At 44.0% G+C, this 24586-nt stretch carries 19 protein-coding genes, 1 tRNA gene and 1 pseudogene; 6 read left to right on the forward strand and 15 right to left on the reverse strand.

Translation table 11 applies throughout. From position 1 onward, the window contains the following. Nucleotides 1-2: 2 nt before the first annotated feature. Together EXA13_RS15440 and orn are read right to left on the reverse strand one after the other, a co-directional pair. Nucleotides 3-75: transfer RNA gene (locus EXA13_RS15440), tRNA-Gly, on the reverse strand. Between the two features lie 222 nt (nucleotides 76-297). Further along, nucleotides 298-843, reverse strand: coding sequence for an oligoribonuclease (orn, locus tag EXA13_RS15445; protein WP_238133952.1), 546 nt, complete (start codon nucleotides 841-843; stop codon nucleotides 298-300). A gap of 137 nt (nucleotides 844-980) precedes the next feature. On the opposite strand from orn, the gene rsgA reads away from it, so the two are divergent. The 5 genes from rsgA (at nucleotide 981) to EXA13_RS15470 (ending at nucleotide 7566) form a co-directional block, all read left to right on the forward strand. Then, nucleotides 981-2045: a small ribosomal subunit biogenesis GTPase RsgA gene (gene rsgA / locus EXA13_RS15450; RefSeq protein ID WP_238133953.1), complete on the forward strand. Its 1065-nt coding sequence runs from the start codon at nucleotides 981-983 to the stop codon at nucleotides 2043-2045. A gap of 100 nt (nucleotides 2046-2145) precedes the next feature. Beyond that, entirely contained in the window at nucleotides 2146-3003 is an 858-nt protein-coding gene (gene asd, locus EXA13_RS15455) for an archaetidylserine decarboxylase (RefSeq protein WP_238133954.1), read from the forward strand. 168 nt (nucleotides 3004-3171) lie between these two features. Further along, nucleotides 3172-4587, forward strand: coding sequence for an SLC13 family permease (locus EXA13_RS15460; RefSeq protein WP_238133955.1), 1416 nt, complete (start codon nucleotides 3172-3174; stop codon nucleotides 4585-4587). A gap of 141 nt (nucleotides 4588-4728) precedes the next feature. Next, entirely contained in the window at nucleotides 4729-6261 is a 1533-nt protein-coding gene (gpmM, locus tag EXA13_RS15465; RefSeq protein WP_238133956.1) for a 2,3-bisphosphoglycerate-independent phosphoglycerate mutase, read from the forward strand. Nucleotides 6262-6480: 219 nt separating this feature from the next. Further along, nucleotides 6481-7566 carry a murein hydrolase activator EnvC family protein gene (locus tag EXA13_RS15470; RefSeq protein WP_238133970.1) on the forward strand — a complete coding sequence of 362 codons (1086 nt, stop codon included), beginning with the start codon at nucleotides 6481-6483 and terminating at the stop codon, nucleotides 7564-7566. A gap of 6 nt (nucleotides 7567-7572) precedes the next feature. Here EXA13_RS15470 and EXA13_RS15475 read toward each other — a convergent pair whose 3' ends face one another. The 4 genes from EXA13_RS15475 to nudC form a co-directional block, all read right to left on the reverse strand. After that, on the reverse strand, nucleotides 7573-8532 hold the full coding sequence (locus EXA13_RS15475; RefSeq protein ID WP_238133957.1) for a DHH family phosphoesterase: 960 nt from the start codon (nucleotides 8530-8532) through the stop codon (nucleotides 7573-7575). Between the two features lie 91 nt (nucleotides 8533-8623). Then, nucleotides 8624-9259 carry a TetR/AcrR family transcriptional regulator gene (locus EXA13_RS15480; RefSeq protein ID WP_238133958.1) on the reverse strand — a complete coding sequence of 212 codons (636 nt, stop codon included), beginning with the start codon at nucleotides 9257-9259 and terminating at the stop codon, nucleotides 8624-8626. A 140-nt stretch (nucleotides 9260-9399) separates the two neighbouring features. Further along, on the reverse strand, nucleotides 9400-10464 hold the full coding sequence (gene hemE / locus EXA13_RS15485; RefSeq protein ID WP_238133959.1) for a uroporphyrinogen decarboxylase: 1065 nt from the start codon (nucleotides 10462-10464) through the stop codon (nucleotides 9400-9402). A gap of 257 nt (nucleotides 10465-10721) precedes the next feature. Then, entirely contained in the window at nucleotides 10722-11513 is a 792-nt protein-coding gene (gene nudC / locus EXA13_RS15490) for an NAD(+) diphosphatase (RefSeq protein WP_238133960.1), read from the reverse strand. 178 nt (nucleotides 11514-11691) lie between these two features. Here nudC and rsd point away from each other — a divergent pair, with 178 nt between their 5' ends. Beyond that, on the forward strand, nucleotides 11692-12180 hold the full coding sequence (gene rsd, locus EXA13_RS15495; RefSeq protein ID WP_238133961.1) for a sigma D regulator: 489 nt from the start codon (nucleotides 11692-11694) through the stop codon (nucleotides 12178-12180). A gap of 96 nt (nucleotides 12181-12276) precedes the next feature. Here rsd and rpoC read toward each other — a convergent pair whose 3' ends face one another. The 9 genes and pseudogenes from rpoC to EXA13_RS15540 form a co-directional block, all read right to left on the reverse strand. Next, complete coding sequence (gene rpoC, locus EXA13_RS15500) at nucleotides 12277-16479, reverse strand: DNA-directed RNA polymerase subunit beta' (protein ID WP_238133962.1); 4203 nt, start codon at nucleotides 16477-16479, stop codon at nucleotides 12277-12279. Between the two features lie 103 nt (nucleotides 16480-16582). Further along, the gene (rpoB, locus tag EXA13_RS15505; protein ID WP_238133963.1) at nucleotides 16583-20611 is read right to left on the reverse strand and encodes a DNA-directed RNA polymerase subunit beta; all 4029 of its coding nucleotides are present in this window, start codon (nucleotides 20609-20611) and stop codon (nucleotides 16583-16585) included. Nucleotides 20612-20852: 241 nt separating this feature from the next. Further along, nucleotides 20853-21221 (reverse strand): 50S ribosomal protein L7/L12, encoded by a 369-nt coding sequence (gene rplL, locus EXA13_RS15510; protein ID WP_238133964.1) that lies wholly within the window; start codon nucleotides 21219-21221, stop codon nucleotides 20853-20855. Nucleotides 21222-21280: 59 nt separating this feature from the next. Beyond that, on the reverse strand, nucleotides 21281-21775 hold the full coding sequence (gene rplJ, locus EXA13_RS15515) for a 50S ribosomal protein L10 (protein ID WP_238133965.1): 495 nt from the start codon (nucleotides 21773-21775) through the stop codon (nucleotides 21281-21283). A gap of 271 nt (nucleotides 21776-22046) precedes the next feature. Beyond that, nucleotides 22047-22748: a 50S ribosomal protein L1 gene (gene rplA / locus EXA13_RS15520; RefSeq protein ID WP_238133966.1), complete on the reverse strand. Its 702-nt coding sequence runs from the start codon at nucleotides 22746-22748 to the stop codon at nucleotides 22047-22049. Between the two features lie 4 nt (nucleotides 22749-22752). Then, nucleotides 22753-23181: a 50S ribosomal protein L11 gene (gene rplK, locus EXA13_RS15525; RefSeq protein WP_238133967.1), complete on the reverse strand. Its 429-nt coding sequence runs from the start codon at nucleotides 23179-23181 to the stop codon at nucleotides 22753-22755. Nucleotides 23182-23339: 158 nt separating this feature from the next. Next, nucleotides 23340-23888 carry a transcription termination/antitermination protein NusG gene (gene nusG / locus EXA13_RS15530; RefSeq protein WP_238133968.1) on the reverse strand — a complete coding sequence of 183 codons (549 nt, stop codon included), beginning with the start codon at nucleotides 23886-23888 and terminating at the stop codon, nucleotides 23340-23342. Between the two features lie 12 nt (nucleotides 23889-23900). Then, a complete protein-coding gene (secE, locus tag EXA13_RS15535) occupies nucleotides 23901-24281 on the reverse strand; it encodes a preprotein translocase subunit SecE (RefSeq protein ID WP_238133969.1) in 381 nt (126 codons plus the stop codon). Nucleotides 24282-24513: 232 nt separating this feature from the next. After that, nucleotides 24514-24586, reverse strand: a pseudogene (locus EXA13_RS15540) (hypothetical protein); the annotation flags it as partial.

Raw genomic sequence — 24586 nt, forward strand, 5'->3', positions numbered from 1 at the left:
GGAGCGACACACGAGGTTCGAACTCGTGACCTCAACCTTGGCAAGGTTGCGCTCTACCAACTGAGCTAGTGTCGCATCAACAACGTTTTGCGCTGTTTAGGGCTGCGAATTATAAGAGCATTTTTTTGTGATGCAAGTAGTTAAAGCAAAAAAAAATGATTTTTCACTCATTTGCTGACAAAACCAGCAATAAAGCGATAGTTTGTACAAAAAAAGAGGATATAACTAGCAGTGCTCAATTACTCATGACAGGTTCGAGGTAAAAGCCTCTCTAAACATCAAGAGGCTAAGGTTAACTCATATATTAAACACGGTTGAACGATAAAATTTCAACTCAGCGATTGATTCTCGAATATCATCTAAGGCTAAATGCGTACCTTGTTTGGTAAAATGATTCAGTACTTCGGGCTTCCAACGTCGAGTTAACTCTTTGATCGTACTCACATCAATATAACGATAGTGGAAGTAACTCTCTAATTCCGGCATATGCCGATACAGAAAACGTCGATCTTGACCGATGCTATTCCCACAAATAGGTGAAGCGCCGGCAGGAACCCATTGCTGTAAAAAATCAATCGTCAGCTTAACGGCTTCTTGCTCATTAATCGTACTTTGACGCACACGCTCCACTAACCCACTTTCGCTGTGCGTACGGGTACACCAATCATCCATTTTATCCAACTCTGATTCAGGCTGATGAACAGCCAACACCGGGCCTTCGGCAAGAATCGTTAACTGACTATCCGTTACTATGGTCGCAATTTCGATAATTTTATGTTCATCAGGATCAAGCCCTGTCATTTCAAGATCAATCCAAATGAGGTTTTGTTCGCAAAAAGACATATAATAAGTCCCTATATGGGTTTACTCATAAAAAAGGTACTATAACCCAAATTCATATCACCAAGATACCTAATGTGGCTCACGATCTCCGCCATTGTGCAGACCTTATCAACGCCAATAACTGAAAGTAGAACAGAGTGACTAAGAAGAAAAAACTGACCAAAAGCCAAGTGCGCCGAGTGAGAACCAACCAGCATAGAAAACTCAAACAAGAAGAGTCTGTAGCTTGGGATGAATCTATGTTAGAAAATGCCAAAACAGGCTTAGTGATTAGCCGTTTTGGTCAGCATGCGGATATTGAGGATCCCACAACGGGGCTTGTTCACCGCTGTAACTTACGGCGCAGTATTGAAAGCCTAGTATCGGGTGATAACGTGATCTGGCGACCCGGCATTGAAACATTAGCTGGCATTTCTGGCGTCGTGGAAGCCGTTGAGCCAAGAAGATCAGTTTTAACTCGCCCAGATTATTATGATGGGCTTAAGCCTGTTGCCGCTAACGTCAATCAAATGGTCATCGTTTCTTCTGTTCTCCCTGAATTGTCACTTAATATTATCGATCGCTATTTAATTGCCGCTGAAACGTTGTCAATTTCCCCCTTAATTGTCTTAAATAAAGTGGACTTACTCTCACCAGAGCAGCGTTCACTCTATCAACAACAGCTTGATAATTATCAAGCTGTTGGCTACGACGTCCTTTTGGTAAGTAAGGAGAGTGGTGAAAATATAGATAAGCTAGAGAGTAAACTCCGTGATCGAATTAATGTGTTTGTTGGCCAATCAGGCGTTGGAAAATCGAGTTTAGTTAATGCATTAATGCCACAGTTAGAAACGGAAGTCGAAGAAGGTGAGGTTTCTGAAAACTCAGGGTTAGGACAACACACCACAACGGCCGCTCGCTTATACCACATTCCATCCGGAGGCGATTTGATTGATTCTCCGGGAGTTAGAGAATTCGGTTTATGGCACTTAGATGCCGAAGATGTGACCAAAGCCTATGTAGAGTTTCGCCCTTACCTCGGGGGATGCAAATTTCGAGACTGCAAGCACCTTGATGACCCTGGTTGTTTGCTGAAAGAAGCGGTCGAACGAGGCGAAATTAGCGCTCTACGATTTGAAAATTACCACCGAATCATTGAAAGTATGTCGGAAAATAAAGCCAACCGGCAATATTCAAGAAATAAGAAAGCTGATATTTCATAATGCCATTCGCTTTACATAACGATGGATAACTGCTGACATGAGAAGCGATTTTCAGTAACATCTCGCGCCCAAAGATGAAAAGACATTGGAATAACACACGATGGATAAACTAAAAGTTAGACTGCAATATTGGATTCCACAACATGGCTTAACCCGTTTAGTCGGAAAACTCGCTTCAGCGAAAGCGGGCGGTCTAACTACAGCCATCATTCGCTGGTTTATTAAGCAATACAACGTCAATATGGATGATGCATTGCACTCAGACCCTAAATATTACTCAACATTTAACGAATTTTTTGTTCGAGAACTCAAACCTGGTGTTCGTCCTGTCGCTTCTGGAGAGGATGTTTTGGTTCACCCAGCTGATGCTCGTGTCAGCCAATTTGGGCCTATCACCAGTGGACAACTTATTCAAGCAAAAGGCCATCACTTCTCAGCTCAAGAATTACTGGGGGGCGATGCGGATCTAGCACAAGAATTTGAACAAGGCGAATTTGCAACCTTGTACCTTTCGCCGAGTGATTACCATCGCGTGCATATGCCTTGTGATGGCACATTACGCCAGATGATTTATGTGCCCGGCGATCTGTTCTCTGTTAACCCATTAACCGCTGAGAATGTACCGAATTTATTTGCACGTAACGAACGCGTTGTCTGTATTTTTGACACAGAATTTGGCCCGTTGGCCCAAGTTCTGGTTGGAGCGACCATCGTGGGAAGCATTGAAACGATTTGGTCTGGCACCATGACTCCTCCTCGAGGAAATACCATCTATCGCTGGAATTATCCCGCAGAAGGAAATGATGCTGTCGTACTGAAAAAAGGCCAAGAAATGGGCCGTTTTAAACTGGGATCAACAGTGATTAACTTATTTGCGAAAGAGGCCATTCGCTTTGATGACAGTATGCAGTTGCAATCTCCCACCTTATTAGGCTCTCCCTACGCCCATAAAGCTTAACTTTGTCGTCGCCATTTCAATTATACTGGGATGGCGACTATGATGTCCTGCACACTTCTTTAGATGTGCCTAGCATAAAATACAAAAGTTTTATCCCTCTCTAAGACCTTTCCTTGTCAATGATTTACCCTAGGTCAGTTTCGGATAAAATTTGCAAAGGAAGCTTTTATGCATACGTTACCTACCGGGCTTCTGACTCGGTTAGCGGTCTGTTTTTTTATCCCGCTAGGAGTACTTTTACTCCCTATTGATCTGATTCCTATTCAAGAACTGACCTTAGTTCAACATCGGCTTTTAGCCATTTTCCTTCTTGCCGCCCTCCTGTGGGTGCTTGAACCTGTCCCTGTTTTTGCGACCTCTATTTTGATTATCGCTCTTGAACTCATCATGATTTCTGATAAAGGCCTACATTGGTTTCGCTCACCTCTTGAACAGCATGAAGTCGGCCATTTAATCCCCTATACCGATATTCTTGGGGCTTTTTCATCACCGATTATCATCCTCTTTATGGGCGGATTTGCGCTTGCCATTGCTGCCTCAAAATATGAATTAGATAATAACTTAGCCCGTGTATTACTGCGTCCATTTGGCCACCAGCCCAAATTCATTATGTTGGGTTTAATGCTTATCACCTCTGTGTTCTCTATGTTTATGTCCAATACGGCAACTACGGTTATGATGCTTGCGCTACTCGGACCAATTGTCGCCTCAGCCCCTAAAGGGGAATTAGGTGTAAAAGCACTGGTCTTGAGTATTCCGATTGCTGCGAATACAGGAGGTATTGCAACCCCGATTGGTACCCCCCCCAACGCGATTGCTCTACAATATTTAACCGGTGAGAATAGCATTGATTTTCTCTCTTGGATGATGATGGGGCTACCTTTTGTGTTGATCCAACTAACCATTGCTTGGTTTTTACTACAATACTTCTTCCCCTCTTCTCAACCCACAATGACCTTGAAGCTACAAGGTACTTTTCAACGTTCTTGGCGAGCGATTGTGGTTTATTGCACCTTTGCTGCTACGATTGTGTTATGGATGACCACTGCGTTGCATGGTATGAATACTTACGTGGTTTCCATTATTCCATTAGCCGTGTTCACTTTAACGGGGATCATGGGGAAGGAAGAACTAAAATTAATTAACTGGGATGTGCTTTGGTTAGTTGCTGGTGGAATTGCGATTGGTATTGGTCTAGAACATACAGGCCTAGCTGAAGCTCTCGCCCATGCAATTGATTATGAAAGTTTATCACCAATGTTTGTGGTGATCTCACTATCACTCGTATGCTGGTTAATGGCGAATTTTATGTCCAATACAGCAACCGCTAACCTATTAATGCCGATTGCGGCTGCCATTGGGGTGTCAATGAACAGTTTAATGGAAGTGGGTGGGCTGCAAGGCTTACTTGTTGTGGTGGCCTTTTCTGCCTCATTAGGCATGATTCTTCCAGTATCGACACCGCCGAACTCACTGGCCTATTCGACAGGGTTGATAGAAAGTAAAGACATGGCCAAAACCGGCCTCATTCTTGGTTTAATTGGTTTAAGTATTGTCTACCTTGCAGCTTGGGTTCTCACTTAGTCAATTTTGATCAATAGGCAACGTTTTGTTGCATTGATAGGGAGAATCATTGATCTTAACCTACTGCAAAGGGTACAAAGTGTAGTAAAATTACGCTAGTTTTTACTTTCTAATTACGATGAATTTAATGAGGTCATAACTATGTCTGCTAAGAAGCCAATGGCTCTAGTGATTCTTGACGGTTGGGGTTACCGTGAAGACAATAATAGCAACGCCATTAACAATGCAAATACACCAGTGCTGGATGGCTTAATGGCCAACAATCCACACACGCTCATCTCTGCATCAGGCATGGATGTGGGCCTTCCTGATGGTCAAATGGGTAACTCTGAAGTTGGCCATACCAATATCGGTGCAGGTCGAATTGTTTATCAAGATCTGACACGCATAACTAAAGCCATTGCTGACGGTGAATTCCAACAAAATGAAGCCATTGTTACTGCAATAGATAAAGCCGTTGCTGAAGGTAAAGCTGTACACCTTATGGGCCTTATGTCTCCAGGTGGTGTGCATTCTCATGAAGATCATATTTATGCGGCGGTAGAATTAGCCGCAGCTCGCGGAGCTGACAAAATCTACCTCCACTGTTTCCTCGATGGTCGTGATACACCACCTCGTAGCGCAGAAAACTCTCTGCAACGTTTCCAAGATCTATTTACCAAACTGGGTAAAGGTCGTATTGCATCTCTGGTTGGTCGTTACTACGCGATGGACCGTGATAACAACTGGGATCGTGTTGAAAAAGCGTACGATCTACTGACTCAAGCAAAAGCAGACTTTACCTATGATTCTGCAGTTGCTGGCCTTGAAGCGGCTTATGCACGTGAAGAGAATGACGAGTTTGTACAAGCCACTGAAATTCGTACCGCAGATCAAGCATCTGCAGCAATGCAAGATGGTGATGCCGTACTGTTTTTGAACTACCGTGCTGACCGTGCTCGTGAAATCACTCGTACTTTTGTCGCTGATTTTGATGGCTTTAAACGCAGCGTTTTCCCTGCGGTCAACTTTGTTATGCTGACTCAATATGCGGCTGATATTCCATTAGCTACTGCTTTCCCACCGGCTTCACTTGAAAATACTTACGGTGAATGGCTATCAAAAGCGGGAAAAACCCAGTTGCGAATTTCTGAAACGGAAAAATATGCTCATGTGACCTTCTTCTTCAACGGTGGTGTTGAGAGTGAATTTACGGGTGAAGAACGTCAGTTAGTCGCTTCTCCAAAAGTCGCAACTTATGACTTACAACCAGAAATGAGTTCAAAAGAACTCACTGATAAACTGGTTGCCGCAATCAAGTCTGGTCAATATGATGCAATCATCTGTAACTATCCTAATGGTGACATGGTTGGTCATACGGGCATTTACGATGCTGCCGTTAAAGCGTGTGAAGCTGTAGATGAATGTATAGGTCGGGTCGTTGAAGCAATCAAAGAAGTGGATGGTCAATTGCTGATCACCGCCGATCATGGTAACGCTGAAATGATGGTAAACCCAGAAACAGGGGGCATCCATACCGCTCATACTAACTTGCCAGTTCCTTTGATCTACGTAGGTAGCAAAGCGATCACGCTAAACGAAGGTGGAAAACTCTCCGATCTCGCCCCCACAATGTTGGCACTGAGCGATATGGAGATCCCAGCCGAAATGTCTGGTCAAGTTCTTTACTCTTAAGTGCTTTTCTCCAGCAATAAAAAAGCCCCACTTGGGGCTTTTTTATTGCTATGTCATCACAACAAGCGAGAAGAATTGAAAAACATTGCAAAGTTTTCATCATCTTGCTCGCCTCATTTGTCACTTTGAGTATACTGAACGCTCACGAATTTCCACGGTGATGACGGCGAAAAGATGATCTTCTCTATTTTTAAACGGATGACTCACACCTCTCAAGTAATGATTTTTTTAGCGGGTGCTCTATTTTCTATTATGGGTTATGCCGCATCACAGCAAGAGTTATCTGGTGTCAAAAGCGAAATCTCACGCCAACAACAATCTCTGGGACAAAGACAAAAACAGCTAGATCAACTGCAACAATCTTTGAAGCAACAAGAGTTGTCCATCTCGCAGTTAGAAAAACAGATCAAATCCACGCAAAATGACTTAACACATACGAATAAAAATATCGCTAACCTTCAGAAAAACATCTCTGAACTTGAACTGCAACGCCAGCAGCAAGCAGAAAAGCTGACGGAATTATTGCAAACCTATTATGTTACCCGCCGAACTTTAGCCAGTGGTGATTTACTAAAAGATGGGGTTGAACAAGATAGAATTAGTCAATATTACCAACATTTAGCCACAAGCCGAGCGAGGATGATTCAGCAGCTTGAAACAACTCGACAATCACTGAATGAGAGTGAACACCAGCTTCAGTTAGAACGGGAACAAATAACGGCGTTACTGCAGCAGCAAACCCAAAAGCGTGACCAATTAACTAAAACGCAAAAGGAACGTCGCCAAACTGTCACGGCTATAAGCAAAAGTATCTCGGGTGACAAAGTCTATCTCGCAGAATTACAACGCAATGAAACTCGCTTGAAAGCAGAAATTGCCAAAGCGGCAAAACGCAATGCCGTGCCAATGGATGGGCTTGCCAAGCAGAGGGGTAAGCTTCCATGGCCCATTAAAGGACAAGTTTTACATCAATTTGGTGAGCGACAAACTGGGCAAGTGGACTGGAAAGGTATGGTAATTGATGCCAATTACGGTCAAGCCGTTAAAGCCGTTTATCCTGGAACCGTTGTCTTTGCAGAGTATTTACGAGGCTATGGGTTAGTGATCTTACTGGACCACGGTAAAGGCGACATGACGCTATATGGCTATAACCAATCGCTGATGAAAAAAGAAGGAGATAAAGTCACGGCAGGGGAAACGCTTGCATTAGCGGGCGATACCGGAGGCCAAGCTCGCCCAGCACTGTATTTTGAAATCCGCCGCAATAGTAAAGCAGAGAATCCTCGCCACTGGTTAAGCCGGTAACCCAGCTTAAGAGCGATAGAACTGCTCCACCACAGTAATAAATTGAGCCAGTGCTTGCTGCGGTAACTGATTAATCCCACCTGCTGCTTCACGACCGCCACCAGAAGAAAACTGAGCACAAAGGCTTCCTGCTCCCTGCTTATTTGTTAATGGAGCTCTCAGTGAAACTGAATAGCTATCTTGTGCCAACCGAGTCAGTACTATATGTGCCTTCTGGCTTTGTTGGTTTGCCAGCAAATTGCTGTATACCCCACTCACTCGATACGATAAAGCTTCTGCTGGTAATTCAAAAACTCGTAATATGTCACTTTCATAATACGCAGAAACAGCAAGGACTTGTTCCATATCCTGCTGATAAGCTTTATCAAGATTCAAATAAGGTGACTGGGTATCAGCAATAAAATCAAACGGAGAGGGATAATGCAGTAAAGCGCGAAACAACTCTGCTGGATGATAATGTAAATCTTGTAGCGATTGTCCATAACCATTGTAATTCATCAAAGTTCCCAATCGCTTTAACTGCTTTGCTTGTAACCGGCTTAATCCTGCTTGCTTGGCGAGATGATCTCCCATTTCAAGCAAATTATCACCATATGCGGCAGTGATTGCCCAATGGTGATACTGACCATTTAGCAAGCGATCAACAATCAATCCGGTACAAATATTGGCACTTAAGTCTATCGCTGTGGTGAGATTGGGATGCTCTGGTATAGCACCCGCTTGATGATGATCTGCATAAAAAACCTGAGCTCCACTGTCCAAAATCCGCCATAAATCTGTGACGTTTTTTGCCAGTGAAATATCCAAGACCGTCACACTATCCTCAGCCGTAACAGATAAAGAATGCAATAATTGAATATCACGTTTTACCCCAGTAATCAGCTGACTATCACAAGGCTTAGCTAAACGCAGTTGCAGCAAGGCAATGATGCCATCGGCATCACCATTAAAAACATCATAATGCATGAAGAAACGACTAAGGCCGGTTAACGAATAGAGACAATGTAGTGGTATTCACACTCAATGGACAAGATAAAAAGGTTATATCTCATGGCATTTAGACATGCATAACTCGAACACCATCTTCTAATAACTGCAGTTGCTCCGCCCCTTGCTCAGTCGCATTCGATTTCATAACAGAGATAATTTGCAGCATTCCTTGATGAATGACGGATTCAGTAATTTGCGAAGTTAAAGACATCGCCGACTGGTAAGTCAACCAGCTGGAAGCGATCAAATGTAAGGTAGTCACCATTTTTTTCATTTCGTCACGATTGAGTGTTAACAGCTTCATCTCAACAAATACCTGCATAATATTGACTAAATTCGCCTGCAGCTTTTCTTGTACTTGAATATATTCTGCATGCAACTGCTCATCTCGTTGCAAAATCTCAGGTAAATTGGCGTAGAAAAAACGGTATTTCCACATTAGAGTAAAAACAGAATCAAAGTAATGCTTCAAAAGAGTAAGGCTTTCATAAGGACGCTGCCAAGGAGTAAAACGTTCAATTAATTCTGCTGAATAAAGAGCAAAGATTTCTCGCACAATTTCTTGTTTATTACGAAAATGATAATAGAGATTACCCGGACTAATCTCGAGATGAGCAGCAATATGATTTGTCGTCATGGATCTTTCTCCATGCTCATTAAATAGTTCTAATGCTGCATGAACAATTCGATCTCTTGTTTTCATCTATCGGCCACATTCTTGTTTGAATCACTTACTCGCAGTATAAATGAGTCAGGTAAGTAAGTCAGTTCAGCACATAAAACGATGTTTGACTTAATGAAGTGCATCATAAAAAAACGCCTGACAAGCAGGCGTTGAATCCATTATTGATGGAACGGTAGAGAGAGCTCATGCACCGCATCAACAAAAACGCCAGCATTTTCTGGTGGAACATCCAAATGGATACCATGCCCAAGGTTAAAGACATGACCCGTTCCTTTCCCAAACCCTTGTAAAATTGTTGCCACTTCTTCTCGAATTCGCTCATGAGGAGCATACAACATTGAAGGATCCATATTTCCTTGCAAGGCTACTTTATTCCCCACTCGCACTTTCGCATCAGCAATATTAATCGTCCAATCAAGGCCAATAGCATCACAGCCTGTAGCTGCAATTTGCTCTAACCACATACCACCATTTTTAGTAAACAGCGTGACAGGAACCTGACGACCATCATTCTCACGAATTAACCCATCAACAATTTTATGCATATAGCGCAATGAAAAATCTTGGTAATCGCGGGGAGTTAAAACACCGCCCCAAGTATCAAAAACCATGACAGACTGAGCCCCTGCTTTAATCTGAGCATTTAAGTAGTCAACCACGCTGTCTGCCAGTTTATCCAATAACAGATGCAAAGTTTGTGGTTCGGCATACATCATTTTTTTGATCTTAGTGAAGGCCTTCGAGCTTCCACCTTCAACCATATAAGTCGCAAGTGTCCAAGGGCTACCCGAAAAACCAATCAGCGGCACTTCACCTTTGAGATCTTTTCTGATCTGACGAACGGCATTCATCACATATCGTAATTCACCTTCAGGATCAGGCATGATCAGCTTATCGACATCTGATTTACAAGTAATAGGCCGCTCAAATTTTGGCCCTTCACCCGCCTCAAAGTAAAGACCAAGCCCCATGGCATCAGGAACCGTTAAAATATCAGAAAATAAGATCGCAGCATCAAGGGAAAAACGACGTAATGGCTGTAATGTCACTTCAGAAGCTAACTCTGCATTTTTGCATAGTGATAGAAAATCCCCGGCTTGAGCTCGTGTCGCCCGATACTCCGGTAAATAACGCCCTGCTTGACGCATCATCCACACAGGGGTGCAATCCACAGGTTGTTTGAGCAATGCACGCAAATAGCGGTCATTTTTTAATTCAGTCATGGCTTTTCCACTTCTTTTATTTGGCTGTACTTTGTTAAGCATTCTAACATTGATTTCTCTTCCATCGTGGATAGCTTTGCAACCGAGATCAAGTTATTAACCTCTAAATCAATGCTTAATTTGCGTACACACTCATTCAATGTTACAAATTTGTTCGCTAGCGAAAACTACAATAATAACTGAGTATTTTTACTCAGCATCTCATAACGACATCTTACTTACCCCCTCCCTCTGTGGAGGGTTTTTTTTATTATTGCTTAATCCAGACGTCCCATTTTATCTTGCTGAATATCGGATAATGTTTGCTCAATTAATGCCCGAGCAATCGTTCCTTGAGGAGCCACAGGTGGTAAATTTTCTGCAGAAAACCACTGGGCATCGGTTAATTCAGAATAATCTGGCTTCAACTCTCCTTCCGCATAATCAGCTAAAAAAGCCATCATCATACTAGAAGGAAAGGCCCAGGGTTGGCTTCCAAAATAACGAATGTTGGTGACTGATATACCGGTTTCTTCTTTAATTTCTCTGGCAACACATTGCTCAAGAGTCTCTCCGGCTTCCACAAACCCAGCGATGACAGTATACATGCCACCACGATGACGAGGATGCTGAGCAAGTAAAATCTGTTTTTGGTGACGAACTGCAACAATAATACAAGGGAAAATACGTGGATAATGCAGGGTTCGACACTCTTGACACTGCATGGCAAGTTGATTGTGATTCAGATGATTTCTCCCCCCACATTGAGGGCAAAAACGCATCGTCTGGCTCATATAGCCATATTGAATAGCCTTACTCGCCATTAAGAATAACGATTCTTCTAGATGCAGTAATTCACGTAGATTGACCATCTCTAATGCCATATCGACATCCTGTGCATTGATCCAATACACAGGCAAATTCTGCAAGTAGCCGATCTGTACCGCATGTGATGATGGCAATTGCCATTGCTCAGCACGCCCTTGTGGGATCGTTCCATTTTCTATCCAGATCTCACTTCCTGATACCACACACCAATAAGCGGATTTTTCATCACTATTTTCTAACATACTCACTCCTGATTGCTTGCAGTTCAACCATTTTACTGGCAATCTAATTTCATACCAGAGTTTGTAGTCATTTGATTTTCAAACCTATAAATTCTTGTTCAGGCAAAGGATGGTGGTCTTCACCACACATATGCAGACATGATCATCCAATCGATGATCCGATCATGAGGGCGTGGCCATGCTAAAAAAGTTAAAAAAAACACAGGAACAGTGGGGTGGTTCAAGTGATGTTATTGATCATTGGTTAGATAAGCGACAACAATTAATCATTGAATACTGCAAACTTGTCGTAACCCAACCGCTGCCCGACAATACCACCCTGAGTGAGCTCCCCTCCCCCCAAGCATTACAACATTTTAGCCAAGAGTTGGTCGACTACATCTCCGAAGGTCACTTCAAAATCTATGACATGGTAATGGATAAATGGCACGCCACTGGCTTTAAAGCGACCGATGAGATTAATCATACTTATGCACAAATCACCGACACGACGGATCCACTGCTCAATTTTGCAGATCAATACGCCACGGTGAGTAACGAAGACGATCTTGAAACACTTGATGATGATCTCTCGAAAATGGGAGAAGTACTCGAATCACGATTTGAATTAGAAGACTATCTTATCCAATTAATTGCCGATAGCTTATCCATTCCACCCGGAGCATAAGCTTTAACTCGATTGCCCTTTTCACATCTTCTTTTTATCCATTCCAAACATACAAAAAAGGCACCCGAAGGTGCCTTTTTTCATTCAGTTATCCGATTACTCGTCAGAAGAGAAACCCGCATTTAGCAGGGCGGCTAAATTATCAGTCGCTTGCTCTGCAGATGGACCTTCTTTCTGAGCTTGACGCTTAGCTTGACGGTCTTGATGATACGCAAAACCCGTACCAGCAGGGATCAATCGACCAACGATAACGTTCTCTTTCAGACCACGTAGATCGTCACGCTTACCCGATACCGCAGCTTCCGTTAGTACGCGCGTCGTTTCTTGGAACGATGCCGCAGAGATGAACGATTCGGTTGCCAAAGAAGCTTTGGTAATACCAAGTAGTTCACGCTCAAAACGGGCCGGCTCTTTGCCTTCCGACTCTAATAGACGGTTAGCAATCTTCACTTGTGAGTATTCAACTTGCTCACCAGGTAAGAATTCAGAGTCACCAGCATGGGTAATGGTACACTTGCGTAGCATCTGACGAACGATAGTTTCAATATGCTTATCGTTAATCTTAACGCCTTGCAGACGGTAAACTTCCTGAACTTCGTTAGCGATGTATGTCGTTACGGCATGAATACCACGTAGGCGCAGAATATCATGTGGAGACTCTGGGCCATCGGCGATAACATCACCACGTTCAATACGCTCACCTTCAAACACGTTAAGCTGACGATGCTTAGGAATCATCTCTTCGTAAGTGTCACCACCATCACGAGTAATGATCAAGCGACGCTTACCTTTGGTCTCTTTACCAAACGAAACGGTCCCTGTGTGTTCAGCCAAAATCGCAGGCTCTTTAGGCTTACGAGCTTCAAACAGGTCAGCAACGCGAGGCAGACCACCGGTAATATCTTTGTTACCACCAGATTTCTGAGGAATACGTGCAAGAGTATCACCAATGTTTACTTCTGCACCATCTTCGATATTAACGATCGCTTTACCCGGAAGGAAGTATTGTGCTGGCATATCTGTACCAGGGATCAATACATCTTTTCCTTTTTCATCAACAAGTTTGATTGCTGGACGCATATCTTTACCCGCAGCAGGACGCGCCGCAGGCTCAGTCACTTCACTAGATGATAGACCAGTTAAATCATCTGTTTGACGAGAAACGGTGACGCCATCGATCATATCAACAAATTGGATACGACCTGCTACCTCAGTAATGATAGGCAGTGTATGCGCTTCCCAGTTAGCAATGACTTCACCAGCGTCAACCGCTTGGTTATCAGCTTTACTTAACAACGAACCGTATGGCAGTTTGTGTTTCTCTTTGGTACGACCAAACTCATCAATAATGGTAAGTTCAGAAGCACGTGATGTGATCACTAACTTACCATCTTTATTGGTAACAAATTTCGCGTTATGCAGCTTCACAGAACCTTTGTTCTTCGCTTGAATGCTGTTTTCTGCTGCCGCTGTCGATGCCGCACCACCGATGTGGAACGTACGCATCGTTAACTGTGTACCCGGTTCACCGATAGATTGAGCCGCAATAACACCAACCGCCTCACCTTGGTTAACCAAGTGACCACGCGCTAAGTCACGACCATAACACAGTGCACAACAACCAAAGTCAGCATCACAAGTTACAACCGAACGAACACGAATGCTGTCAACTGAATTGTCATTCAGGATCTGACACCATTTTTCATCAAGCAGTGTATTACGTGGGATCAGAACTTCTTCTGTACCTGGCTTCAGAATATCTTCCGCAACAACACGACCTAATGCTAATTCAGTCAGTGCAACTTTAACATCACCACCTTCGATATGAGGCATCATGTCAACGCCTTCATGAGTACCACAATCGTGCTCAGTAACAACGACGTCTTGTGCTACATCAACCAAACGACGAGTCAGGTAACCTGAGTTCGCAGTTTTCAATGCGGTATCGGCTAGGCCTTTACGCGCACCGTGGGTTGAAATAAAGTACTGAAGAACGTTTAGGCCTTCTTTAAAGTTCGCAGTGATTGGCGTTTCAATGATGGAACCATCTGGACGTGCCATCAGACCACGCATACCCGCCAACTGACGAATCTGTGCAGCAGAACCACGAGCACCCGAGTCAGCCATCATATAGATGCTGTTAAACGATTCTTGACGCTCTTGTTCGCCTTCACGGTTTACAACAAGTTCAGATGAAAGGTTTTCCATCATCGCTTTCGCTACGCGATCATTGGTGGATGCCCAAATATCGATCACTTTGTTGTAGCGTTCACCTGCAGTCACCAAACCAGACTGGAATTGCTCTTGAATTTCGCGTACTTCTTCTTCCGCTTCAGCAATTTCAGTGTACTTAGCTGCGGGAACAACCATATCGTCAATACCAACCGATACACCAGACAGTGCTGCATAAGCAAAACCGGTATACATGATTTGGTCAGCAAAGATTACCGTGTCTTTCAGACCAAGCTTACGGTAGGCTTCATTCAGAAGGTTTGAAATTTGTTTCTTGCCTAACTTTTGGTTCACAATGCTAAATGGCAGACCTTTCGGTACGATTTGCCATAACATCGCACGACCCACAGTGGTATCAACCATCTTAGTTTCAGTCGTACGGTTACCATCTTCATCAACCACAGTTTCAGTAATACGTACTTTCACACGGGCGTGGAGTTCAGCGCTCTTAGTGCGATATGCCTTTTCAGCCTCAGCAGGGCCGGCTAGGTACATACCTTCACCTTTCGCGTTGATTTTTTCACGCGTCATGTAGTACAGACCCAATACCACGTCCTGAGAAGGAACGATGATTGGATCACCTGACGCAGGTGACAAGATGTTGTTAGTCGACATCATTAGGGTACGAGCTTCAAGCTGTGCTTCTAAAGTTAGAGGCACGTGTACCGCCATTTGGTCACCATCGAAGTCCGCGTTATACGCCGCACAAACCAATGGGTGAAGCTGGATCGCTTTACCTTCGATCAGTACTGGTTCAAATGCTTGAATACCCAAACGGTGCAGTGTTGGCGCACGGTTAAGTAGTACTGGGTGTTCACGGATAACTTCATCTAGGATATCCCATACCACCGCTTCTTCACGCTCAACCATTTTCTTCGCAGCTTTGATCGTTGTCGCAAGACCACGAGTCTCTAACTTGCTGTAGATAAAAGGTTTGAATAGCTCAAGCGCCATCTTCTTAGGAAGACCACACTGGTGTAGACGAAGGTATGGACCTACTGTGATTACAGAACGGCCAGAGTAGTCGACACGCTTACCTAGAAGGTTCTGACGGAAACGACCTTGTTTACCTTTGATCATGTCCGCAAGCGATTTAAGAGGACGCTTGTTCGAACCAGTGATCGCACGACCACGACGACCGTTATCAAGAAGCGCATCAACAGATTCTTGCAACATACGCTTTTCGTTACGTACGATGATATCCGGAGCAGCAAGCTCTAAAAGGCGTTTCAAACGGTTGTTACGGTTGATCACTCGACGGTATAGATCATTCAGATCAGACGTCGCAAAACGACCGCCATCTAGAGGTACTAGTGGACGTAGATCAGGCGGAAGCACAGGTAGAACCGTTAAAATCATCCATTCTGGCTTATTACCAGAGGCTAGGAAGGCTTCAACCAGTTTCAAACGCTTAGTGACTTTCTTACGTTTAGTTTCAGAGTTAGTGGTATCCAACTCTTCACGCATTTGCTCTGTTTCTACTTGCAAATCCATGGAAGCTAAGAGATCTTTGATCGCCTCTGCACCCATTTTTGCAGTGAATTCATCACCCCACTCTTCCAAGCGATCTAGATACTCTTCTTCAGTCAACATCTGACCACGTTCGAGATCTGTCATACCTGGTTCAGTCACGACATACATTTCGAAGTAAAGAACACGTTCGATGTCACGTAGTGGCATATCCATCAATAAACCAATGCGAGATGGCAATGATTTTAAGAACCAGATGTGTGCAACAGGTGAAGCCAGTTCAATGTGGCCCATACGGTCACGACGAACCTTAGTTTGGGTCACTTCAACGCCACATTTCTCACAGATCACACCACGGTGTTTCAGACGCTTATATTTGCCACAAAGACACTCATAGTCTTTTACTGGACCAAAAATACGCGCACAGAACAGACCATCGCGTTCAGGTTTGAACGTACGATAGTTGATGGTCTCAGGTTTTTTCACTTCACCAAATGACCATGAACGAATCATGTCAGGTGAAGATAGACCGATTTTGATTGCATCAAATTCTTCGGTCTTATGCTGTGCTTTTAGAAAGTTTAATAAGTCTTTCACAATCAGCTCCTGTAAGGAGTTAAAAGGGCCCGCTGCATAATGTAGCGAGCGCCTTCCTACCAGAAAACCGGTTAGGCTCCCCGATGTTGGGGAACCTTAAGGTTTACTCTTCGTCTTCCAACTCGATGTTGATACCTAGTGAGCGAATCTCTTTCAACAATACGTTGAACGATTCAGGCATACCAGGTTCCATCGCGTGGTTACCATCTACGATGTTCTTATACATCTTAGTTCGGCCATTAACGTCATCTGACTTAACAGTGAGCATTTCTTGTAGTGTATAAGCAGCACCATATGCTTCCAGTGCCCACACTTCCATCTCACCGAAACGCTGACCACCGAACTGAGCTTTACCGCCCAATGGCTGTTGAGTGACCAAGCTGTAAGAGCCAGTTGAACGTGCATGCATCTTATCATCCACCAAGTGGTTCAATTTCAGCATGTACATATAACCAACCGTTACAGGACGCTCGAAAGCATCACCAGTGCGACCATCAAACAGAGTCAACTGTCCAGAACTTGGTAAATCAGCAAGATCCAACATAGCTTTGATCGAGGTTTCATTCGCACCATCAAAGACCGGAGTTGCTACTGGTAAACCATTACGTAGGTTATTCGCTAAAGTACGAACTTCATCGTCCGATAATGTAGCAATATCGACTTTCTGACGCGTTTCACCCAGATCATACACTTTCTGCAAGAATTCACGCAGTTTCGCCAGTTCTTGCTGCTCTTTGATCATCTGGTTGATCTTGTCACCAATACCTTTCGCTGCCAGGCCTAAGTGAACTTCTAGGATCTGACCGATGTTCATCCGCGATGGTACACCCAGTGGGTTCAATACGATGTCAACTGGCTGGCCATTTTCATCATATGGCATGTCTTCAACTGGGTTAATCTTAGAGATAACCCCTTTGTTACCATGACGACCCGCCATCTTATCACCCGGTTGGATGCGACGTTTAACCGCTAAGTAAACTTTAACGATCTTCAGTACGCCCGGTGCTAAATCATCACCTTGAGTGATTTTGCGACGTTTGGCTTCAAATTTCTTATCGAAATCGGCTTTTAATTCATCCCACTGCTCAGCAAGCTGTTCCAGTTGAGATTGTAGCTCGTCATCGGCAAGAGTTTGTTCTAACCATTTCTTACGCTCAATCGCATCGAGCTTCGCTTCAGAGTAACCACCAGCTAACAGTACTGAACGTACACGAGCAAGCAAGCCACCTTCCAAAATTTGGAATTCTTCGGTGAGATCTTTCTTCGCTTCTTTTAGCTGCATGTGCTCGATTTCAAGCGCACGCTTATCTTTCTCAACACCATCACGAGTGAAGACTTGTACGTCGATAACCGTACCCGCAACCGAGTTAGGCACACGTAGAAAAGTATCTTTAACATCCGATGCTTTTTCACCGAAGATTGCACGGAGCAGTTTTTCTTCAGGCGTTAGTTGTGTTTCGCCTTTAGGCGTCACTTTACCAACGAGAATGTCGCCACCCTTAACTTCAGCACCAATGTAAACAATACCTGACTCATCCAGCTTAGATAACGCCGCTTCACCCACGTTTGGAATATCTGCGGTGATCTCTTCAGCACCTAGTTTGGTATCACGAGCCACACAAGACAATTCTTGAATGTGGATAGTGGTAAAACGGTCATCTTGAACAACACGCTCAGACACTAAGATCGAGTCTTCGAAGTTGTAACCATTCCAAGGCATGAATGCGATACGCATGTTTTGACCTAACGCCAGCTCACCAAGGTCAGTTGATGGACCATCTGCCAGAACATCACCACGAGCGACTGGTTCACCAGGCATCACACATGGACGCTGGTTAATACAAGTATTCTGGTTAGAACGGGTGTATTTCGTTAAGTTATAGATGTCGATACCAGCTTCACCAGGAATCAACTCTTCTTCATTCACTTTTACAACGATACGTGAAGCATCCACTGATTGGATAACACCACCACGCGTTGCAACTGCTGTTACACCAGAGTCAACCGCGACGTTACGTTCAATACCTGTACCGACTAATGGCTTTTCAGCACGTAGAGTTGGTACGGCTTGACGTTGCATGTTCGCACCCATCAAGGCACGGTTCGCATCATCGTGTTCTAGGAACGGAATCAGTGATGCCGCAATAGATACAACTTGGTTTGTCGCAACGTCCATATAGTTGACGTGTTCACGTGGATGAAGACCAGACTCACCTTTTTGACGAGCAGTAATGAGCTCATCAGCAAAGCGACTTTCGTCAGTCAGTTTTGCGTTCGCCTGAGCGATAACAAATTGACCTTCTTCAATCGCAGACAGGTAATCAACTTCATCAGTGACAACACCATCAACCACACGGCGATAAGGGGTTTCTAGGAAACCGTACTCATTGCAACGTGCAAACGCAGACAACGAGTTGATCAAACCAATGTTTGGACCTTCAGGTGTTTCGATAGGACATAGGCGACCATAGTGGGTCACGTGTACGTCACGGACTTCGAAACCTGCACGTTCACGAGTCAGACCACCCGGACCTAAAGCAGAAATACGACGTTTATGCGTGACTTCTGATAGCGGGTTGTTCTGGTCCATAAACTGAGACAGTTGAGAAGAACCAAAAAATTCTTTTACTGCAGCAGAAATTGGTTTCGCATTGATAAGATCTTGAGGCATAACGTTATCGAGATCGCCTAGACTCAGACGCTCTTTCACGGCACGTTCAACACGGACAAGACCAACACGGAATTGGTTTTCTGCCATTTCGCCAACACTACGGATACGACGGTTGCCTAAGTGGTCAATATCATCCACTTCGCCTTTACCATTACGGATCGAGATCAGCTTTTTCATCACTTCGATGATATCTGTTTCATCGAGAGTGCCTTGTTCTTCAGCGTCATCACGTTCAATAGAACTATTGAACTTCATACGACCGACAGTTGAAAGATCGTAACGCTCTGGAGAGAAGAACAAACTTTCAAACAATGATTCTGCGGCTTCTTTTGTTGGCGGCTCGCCAAGGCGCATCATGCGGTAGATCTCTACTAATGCAGAAATACGATCCGATGTGCTGTCGGTACGCAAGGTTTCCGACATAAATGGACCGTGATCAAGATCATTAGTAAAGAGAACTTCAAGTTTCTTATATCCCGCTTGAGACAGGTTAGCTAACGCTTCAAGGCTAACTTCTTGGTTAGCAGCAACAATCACTTCGCCAGTGGCTTCATTGATATAATCTTTTGAGGATACTTTGCCGACAATATAGTCAACAGGCACTTCAATGAAGTTAACACCATCTTTTTCTAGCTGGCGAATATGACGCGCGGTAACTCGACGGCCTTTCTCAACATAGACCTTACCATCAGCTTCGATATCGAACGTTGCCGTTTCACCACGCAAACGCTCAGGGACCAATTCCATCATCAAGGTTTGGTCTTTGACTTCGAAATTCACTTTTTCGAAGAAGATATCGAGGATCTCTTCCGTCGTTTTACCTAGTGCACGAAGAATGATCGATGCTGGTAGCTTACGACGACGGTCAATGCGGACGTATAGGTTGTCTTTAGGATCGAATTCAAAATCGAGCCATGAACCACGATAAGGGATAACACGTGCGTTATAGAGCACTTTACCAGAAGAGTGGGTCTTACCCTTATCGCTGTCGAAGAACACGCCTGGGCTTCGGTGCAGCTGGGATACGATAACCCTCTCGGTACCATTAATTACAAAGGTACCATTATCTGTCATGAGTGGAATTTCACCCATGTAGACTTCTTGTTCTTTAATATCTTTGACAGTACCTGCTGGCGCGTCTTTATCAAAGATTACTAGGCGTAGTTTTACACGTAGAGGCTTTGAATAAGTTACACCACGGATTTGACATTCTTTAACGTCAAAAACTGGTTCACCAAGACGGTAGCTAACGTATTGCAGCTCTGAATTGCCGTTATAGCTCTGAATTGGAAAAACAGAACGAAAAGCAGCTTCAAGACCGTATTGCCCTTCTGGATCCTGTTCGATAAATTTTTCGAACGAATCAAGCTGGATCGATAGCAGGTATGGAATGTCCAACACTTGTGGACGAGTACCAAAGTCCTTACGGATGCGCTTTTTCTCGGTATAAGAGTAAACCATGGGGTTCCTCAGCTCGCTGATAAGTGACCCAAACTGTCCGCCTTTGTTTATAAAGGGATAGGACAGTGACTAAATCGCTGTTTACTGTAGTGACATCTTATTTCGTTAGAATGAGATGCTTTTTGCATGAATATGGAACGCTTAAACAGCGGGAAAATTCGCCCATACCCTACAGCGCAAAAAGGCCGGTGGTCAACAAACCACCAGCCGTTAGCCTTTCGGCTAAACAATTAAGTAATAATTACTTAATTTCAACAGTTGCACCAGCTTCTTCTAGCTGAGCTTTAAGAGCTTCAGCTTCAGCTTTCTCAACGCCTTCTTTTAGAGGTGCTGGAGCGCCGTCAACTAGAGCTTTAGCTTCTTTCAGGCCAAGACCAGTTGCGCCACGTACTGCTTTGATTACAGCAACTTTGTTACCGCCAGCAGCAGTTAGGATTACGTCGAATTCAGTTTGCTCTTCAACAGCCGCACCAGCAGCAGCGCCACCAGAAACAACTGCAGCAGCAGCAGAAACACCGAACTTCTCTTCCATAGCAGAGATCAGTTCAACAACTTGCATTACAGACATTTCTGCAATAGCGTCTAGGATTTGCTCGTTAGTAATAGACATAACAATTCTCTTTTAAGTCAACAATAAGTTTATTTTGCAATCAATAAAAAGCAAGGCAATTAAGCCGCTGCTGCTTCTTTTTGATCGCGGATAGCAGCGATAGTACGCGCCAACTTGGCCGCAGAAGCTTCTTTCATGCACATCATTAGGCGTGCGATTGCTTCGTCGTAAGTTGGTAGTGTCGCTAGTACTTCAACGTCAGTAATTGCGCCTTCGTATGCAGCTGCTTTGATTTCAAATGCTTTATTCTCTTTAGCGAAGTCTTTAAATAGACGCGCTGCAGCACCTGGGTGCTCGTTAGAGAAGCCGATCAAAGTAGGACCTACGAATACGTCTTGTAGACATTCGTAAGCTGTGCCTTCTACCGCGCGACGTGCTAGTGTGTTACGAACAACTTTTAGATAAACACCCGCTTCACGCGCTTGTTTACGTAGAGTTGTTAACGCAGCCACTTGAACACCGCGAGAGTCAGCAACAACTGCAGAAAGTGCACCACTGGCCGCTTCGTTGACTTCAGCAACAATTGCTTGTTTGTCTTGAAGATTTAAAGCCATCTTGGATTGCTCCTGGTTGTCATTACACCACTCACCATTATCAATAATAGCGAGAGCTTATTAGGTGCAGTCCCAGAAGAAAGTTAACTTATAAAAATTAGAGCTTTCTGTCAGTTCGGGCACCATCTACGTAGGTTTTATTAAGTTATCTAATGATAACGCCTACGGTCTTGGACGGAGACTGGGTCATAGTTCAAAGAACCAAAGTTCAGCCCCAACCACAAATATTAGGCGCAAAATTATACATTAATTTTACGCCTAAGCAAAGGAATTATGCTTGAGTGCTCAGAGTATTCTGATCAACAGCAACACCTGCGCCCATAGTCGTAGAGATGCTTACTTTCTTAACGTAAGTACCTTTAGCTGACGATGGTTTTGCTTTCTTAAGAGCAACAAGAAGAGCTTCTAAGTTCTCTTTTAGTTGTTCAGTTTCGAAAGACACCTTACCGATAGTAGTATGGATGATGCCATTCTTGTCGTTACGGTAACGAACCTGACCTGCTTTCGCGTTTTGTACTGCTTCAGCAACGTTAGGAGTTACAGTGCCAACTTTTGGGTTTGGCATTAGGCCACGAGGACCAAGAATGGTACCTAGTTGACCAACAACGCGCATTGCATCAGGAGAAGCAATCACAACGTCAAAGTTCATTTCGCCTTTTTTCACTTGCTCAGCAAGATCTTCCATACCTACTAGTTCTGCGCCCGCAGCTTTTGCCGCTTCAGCATTTGCACCTTGAGTGAATACTGCAACACGGATATCACGACCAGTACCGTGTGGTAGTACTGTTGCACCACGTACGTTTTGATCAGATTTACGAGCGTCGATACCAAGATTAACAGCAACGTCAACAGATTCTACGAATTTAGCTGTTGCTAGTTCTTTTAGAAGAGCAACCGCTTCGTTAATTTCGTACTCTTTAGTTACATCCACTTTTTCACGGATAGTACGCATGCGCTTAGTTAGTTTTGCCATTATCTTAACCCTCAACCACTAGGCCCATTGAACGAGCAGTACCCGCAATAGAACGTTTCATCGCTTCAATATCAGCACCAGTCATATCAGCAGCTTTGGTTTCTGCGATTTCTTGGATTTGAGCGTCAGTAACGGTACCCACTTTCTCAGTATTAGGGCGGCCTGAACCAGACTTAACGCCAGCCGCTTTCTTAAGTAGAACTGCAGCAGGTGGAGTCTTAGTTTCAAACGTGAAAGAACGATCGCTATATACAGTAATTACAACTGGAATAGGTAAGCCTTTCTCTAGAGATTCTGTTTTTGCGTTAAATGCTTTACAGAATTCCATGATGTTAACACCACGTTGACCTAGTGCTGGACCAACTGGTGGACTTGGGTTAGCCATACCAGCTGCAACTTGCAGCTTGATATAAGCTTCAACTTTCTTTGCCATGATATTTCCTAAATTATGGGTTCAAACGCTAATCAACCGATCAGCTCCCCGCTTATTTTCTTAACTTTAAAGGCCATTACTAGAATAATAAAGACCTATAAAAAGGCGCGAAATTATAGTCAAATTCCACGCCTTAAACAAGACTAAAAGCTGTTTTTTTAATCAAGCTTTTCCACTTGACCAAATTCAAGCTCAACTGGTGTTGCACGACCAAAGATTGAGACCGATACTTTCAAGCGACTTTTCTCGTAATCTACTTCTTCAACCGTACCGTTAAAGTCTGCAAATGGACCTTCATTAACGCGAACCACTTCACCCGCCTCAAACATGGTTTTCGGACGTGGAGCTTCACTCGCTTTTTCCAGACGGTTCAATATCGCATCGGCTTCTTTATCTGTGATCGGTGCTGGACGATCTGACGTTCCACCAATGAAGCCCATTACACGAGGAACGCTACGTACCAAGTGCCATGACTCGTCATTCATGATCATTTGTACCAGCACGTAACCTGGAAAGAATTTACGTTCGCTCTTGCGACGTTGGCCCGCGCGCATTTCAACGACTTCTTCCGTTGGAACAAGAACTTCACCGAAGTGTTCTTCCATCCCATGCATTTTGATATGCTCACGAAGTGATTGAGCGACACGACCTTCAAACCCAGAGAAGGCTTGAACGACATACCAGCGTTTTTTTGGAGCTTCACTCATGTATTAAACCCTCTATACTCCAGTTACAAAGGCAACAAGACGAACCATAATGCCGTCAATGCCCCAAAGAACCAAAGCCATTACAATACTTACAGCTAACACGATCAGTGTTGTTTGCATGGTTTCTTGCCGTGTTGGCCATACCACTTTGCGAACTTCCATTCGAGATTCGCGTGCAAAAACAATCGCAGCTTTACCTTTAAATGTGGTTGCAGCAACGCCAAGAGCCGCCGCAATTAACACAATAACACCCGCAGCACGAGCCACAACAGACCACTCACCATACAGGTAATTACCCACAACAGCAGCCGCTAGTAATACAAAAGTGACTACCCACTTCACTGTATCTAGCGCATTTGAGCTATCAGGAGTTTCAGCATTATTAGCTTTCATAAACCAACCTGTCACAAGTCTAACTATAGACGACAACAGCCCCGCTGTTGCAGGGCAAATCCATTTCATCAGCGATCAAGCCGATGTACTATTTGACCAAGAATATTCTCAGCCCCAAAATCCATGCTAGCGTTTGAATAATCAATGAAATAACTAGCAGTGCAGAAAAAGGGCATCAAATGATGCCCTTTTTACTACTGTATAGTCAAATCATTCTTCACAGAAACTGTGATTAAGCGATGATCTTAGCTACAACACCAGCACCAACTGTACGGCCACCTTCACGAATCGCGAAACGTAAACCT

This window comes from Vibrio cincinnatiensis, assembly GCF_022113815.1.
Classification (GTDB): domain Bacteria; phylum Pseudomonadota; class Gammaproteobacteria; order Enterobacterales; family Vibrionaceae; genus Vibrio; species Vibrio cincinnatiensis_A.

Bases quoted from the DNA above. Each gene is read 5' to 3' on its own strand.
- hemE (WP_238133959.1), bottom strand. From the start codon at position 10,464: ATGACTGAATTAAAAAATGACCGCTATTTGCGTGCATTGCTCAAACAA.
- rplJ (WP_238133965.1), bottom strand. From the start codon at position 21,775: ATGGCTTTAAATCTTCAAGACAAACAAGCAATTGTTGCTGAAGTCAAC.
- rpoB (WP_238133963.1), bottom strand. From the start codon at position 20,611: ATGGTTTACTCTTATACCGAGAAAAAGCGCATCCGTAAGGACTTTGGT.
- EXA13_RS15460 (WP_238133955.1), top strand. From the start codon at position 3,172: ATGCATACGTTACCTACCGGGCTTCTGACTCGGTTAGCGGTCTGTTTT.
- nusG (WP_238133968.1), bottom strand. From the start codon at position 23,888: ATGAGTGAAGCTCCAAAAAAACGCTGGTATGTCGTTCAAGCCTTCTCT.
- rplK (WP_238133967.1), bottom strand. From the start codon at position 23,181: ATGGCAAAGAAAGTTGAAGCTTATATCAAGCTGCAAGTTGCAGCTGGT.
- EXA13_RS15470 (WP_238133970.1), top strand. From the start codon at position 6,481: ATGATTTTTTTAGCGGGTGCTCTATTTTCTATTATGGGTTATGCCGCA.
- asd (WP_238133954.1), top strand. From the start codon at position 2,146: ATGGATAAACTAAAAGTTAGACTGCAATATTGGATTCCACAACATGGC.
- rsd (WP_238133961.1), top strand. From the start codon at position 11,692: ATGCTAAAAAAGTTAAAAAAAACACAGGAACAGTGGGGTGGTTCAAGT.
- nudC (WP_238133960.1), bottom strand. From the start codon at position 11,513: ATGTTAGAAAATAGTGATGAAAAATCCGCTTATTGGTGTGTGGTATCA.
- EXA13_RS15480 (WP_238133958.1), bottom strand. From the start codon at position 9,259: ATGAAAACAAGAGATCGAATTGTTCATGCAGCATTAGAACTATTTAAT.
- EXA13_RS15475 (WP_238133957.1), bottom strand. From the start codon at position 8,532: ATGCATTATGATGTTTTTAATGGTGATGCCGATGGCATCATTGCCTTG.
- orn (WP_238133952.1), bottom strand. From the start codon at position 843: ATGTCTTTTTGCGAACAAAACCTCATTTGGATTGATCTTGAAATGACA.
- secE (WP_238133969.1), bottom strand. From the start codon at position 24,281: ATGAAAGCTAATAATGCTGAAACTCCTGATAGCTCAAATGCGCTAGAT.
- rplL (WP_238133964.1), bottom strand. From the start codon at position 21,221: ATGTCTATTACTAACGAGCAAATCCTAGACGCTATTGCAGAAATGTCT.
- rplA (WP_238133966.1), bottom strand. From the start codon at position 22,748: ATGGCAAAACTAACTAAGCGCATGCGTACTATCCGTGAAAAAGTGGAT.
- gpmM (WP_238133956.1), top strand. From the start codon at position 4,729: ATGTCTGCTAAGAAGCCAATGGCTCTAGTGATTCTTGACGGTTGGGGT.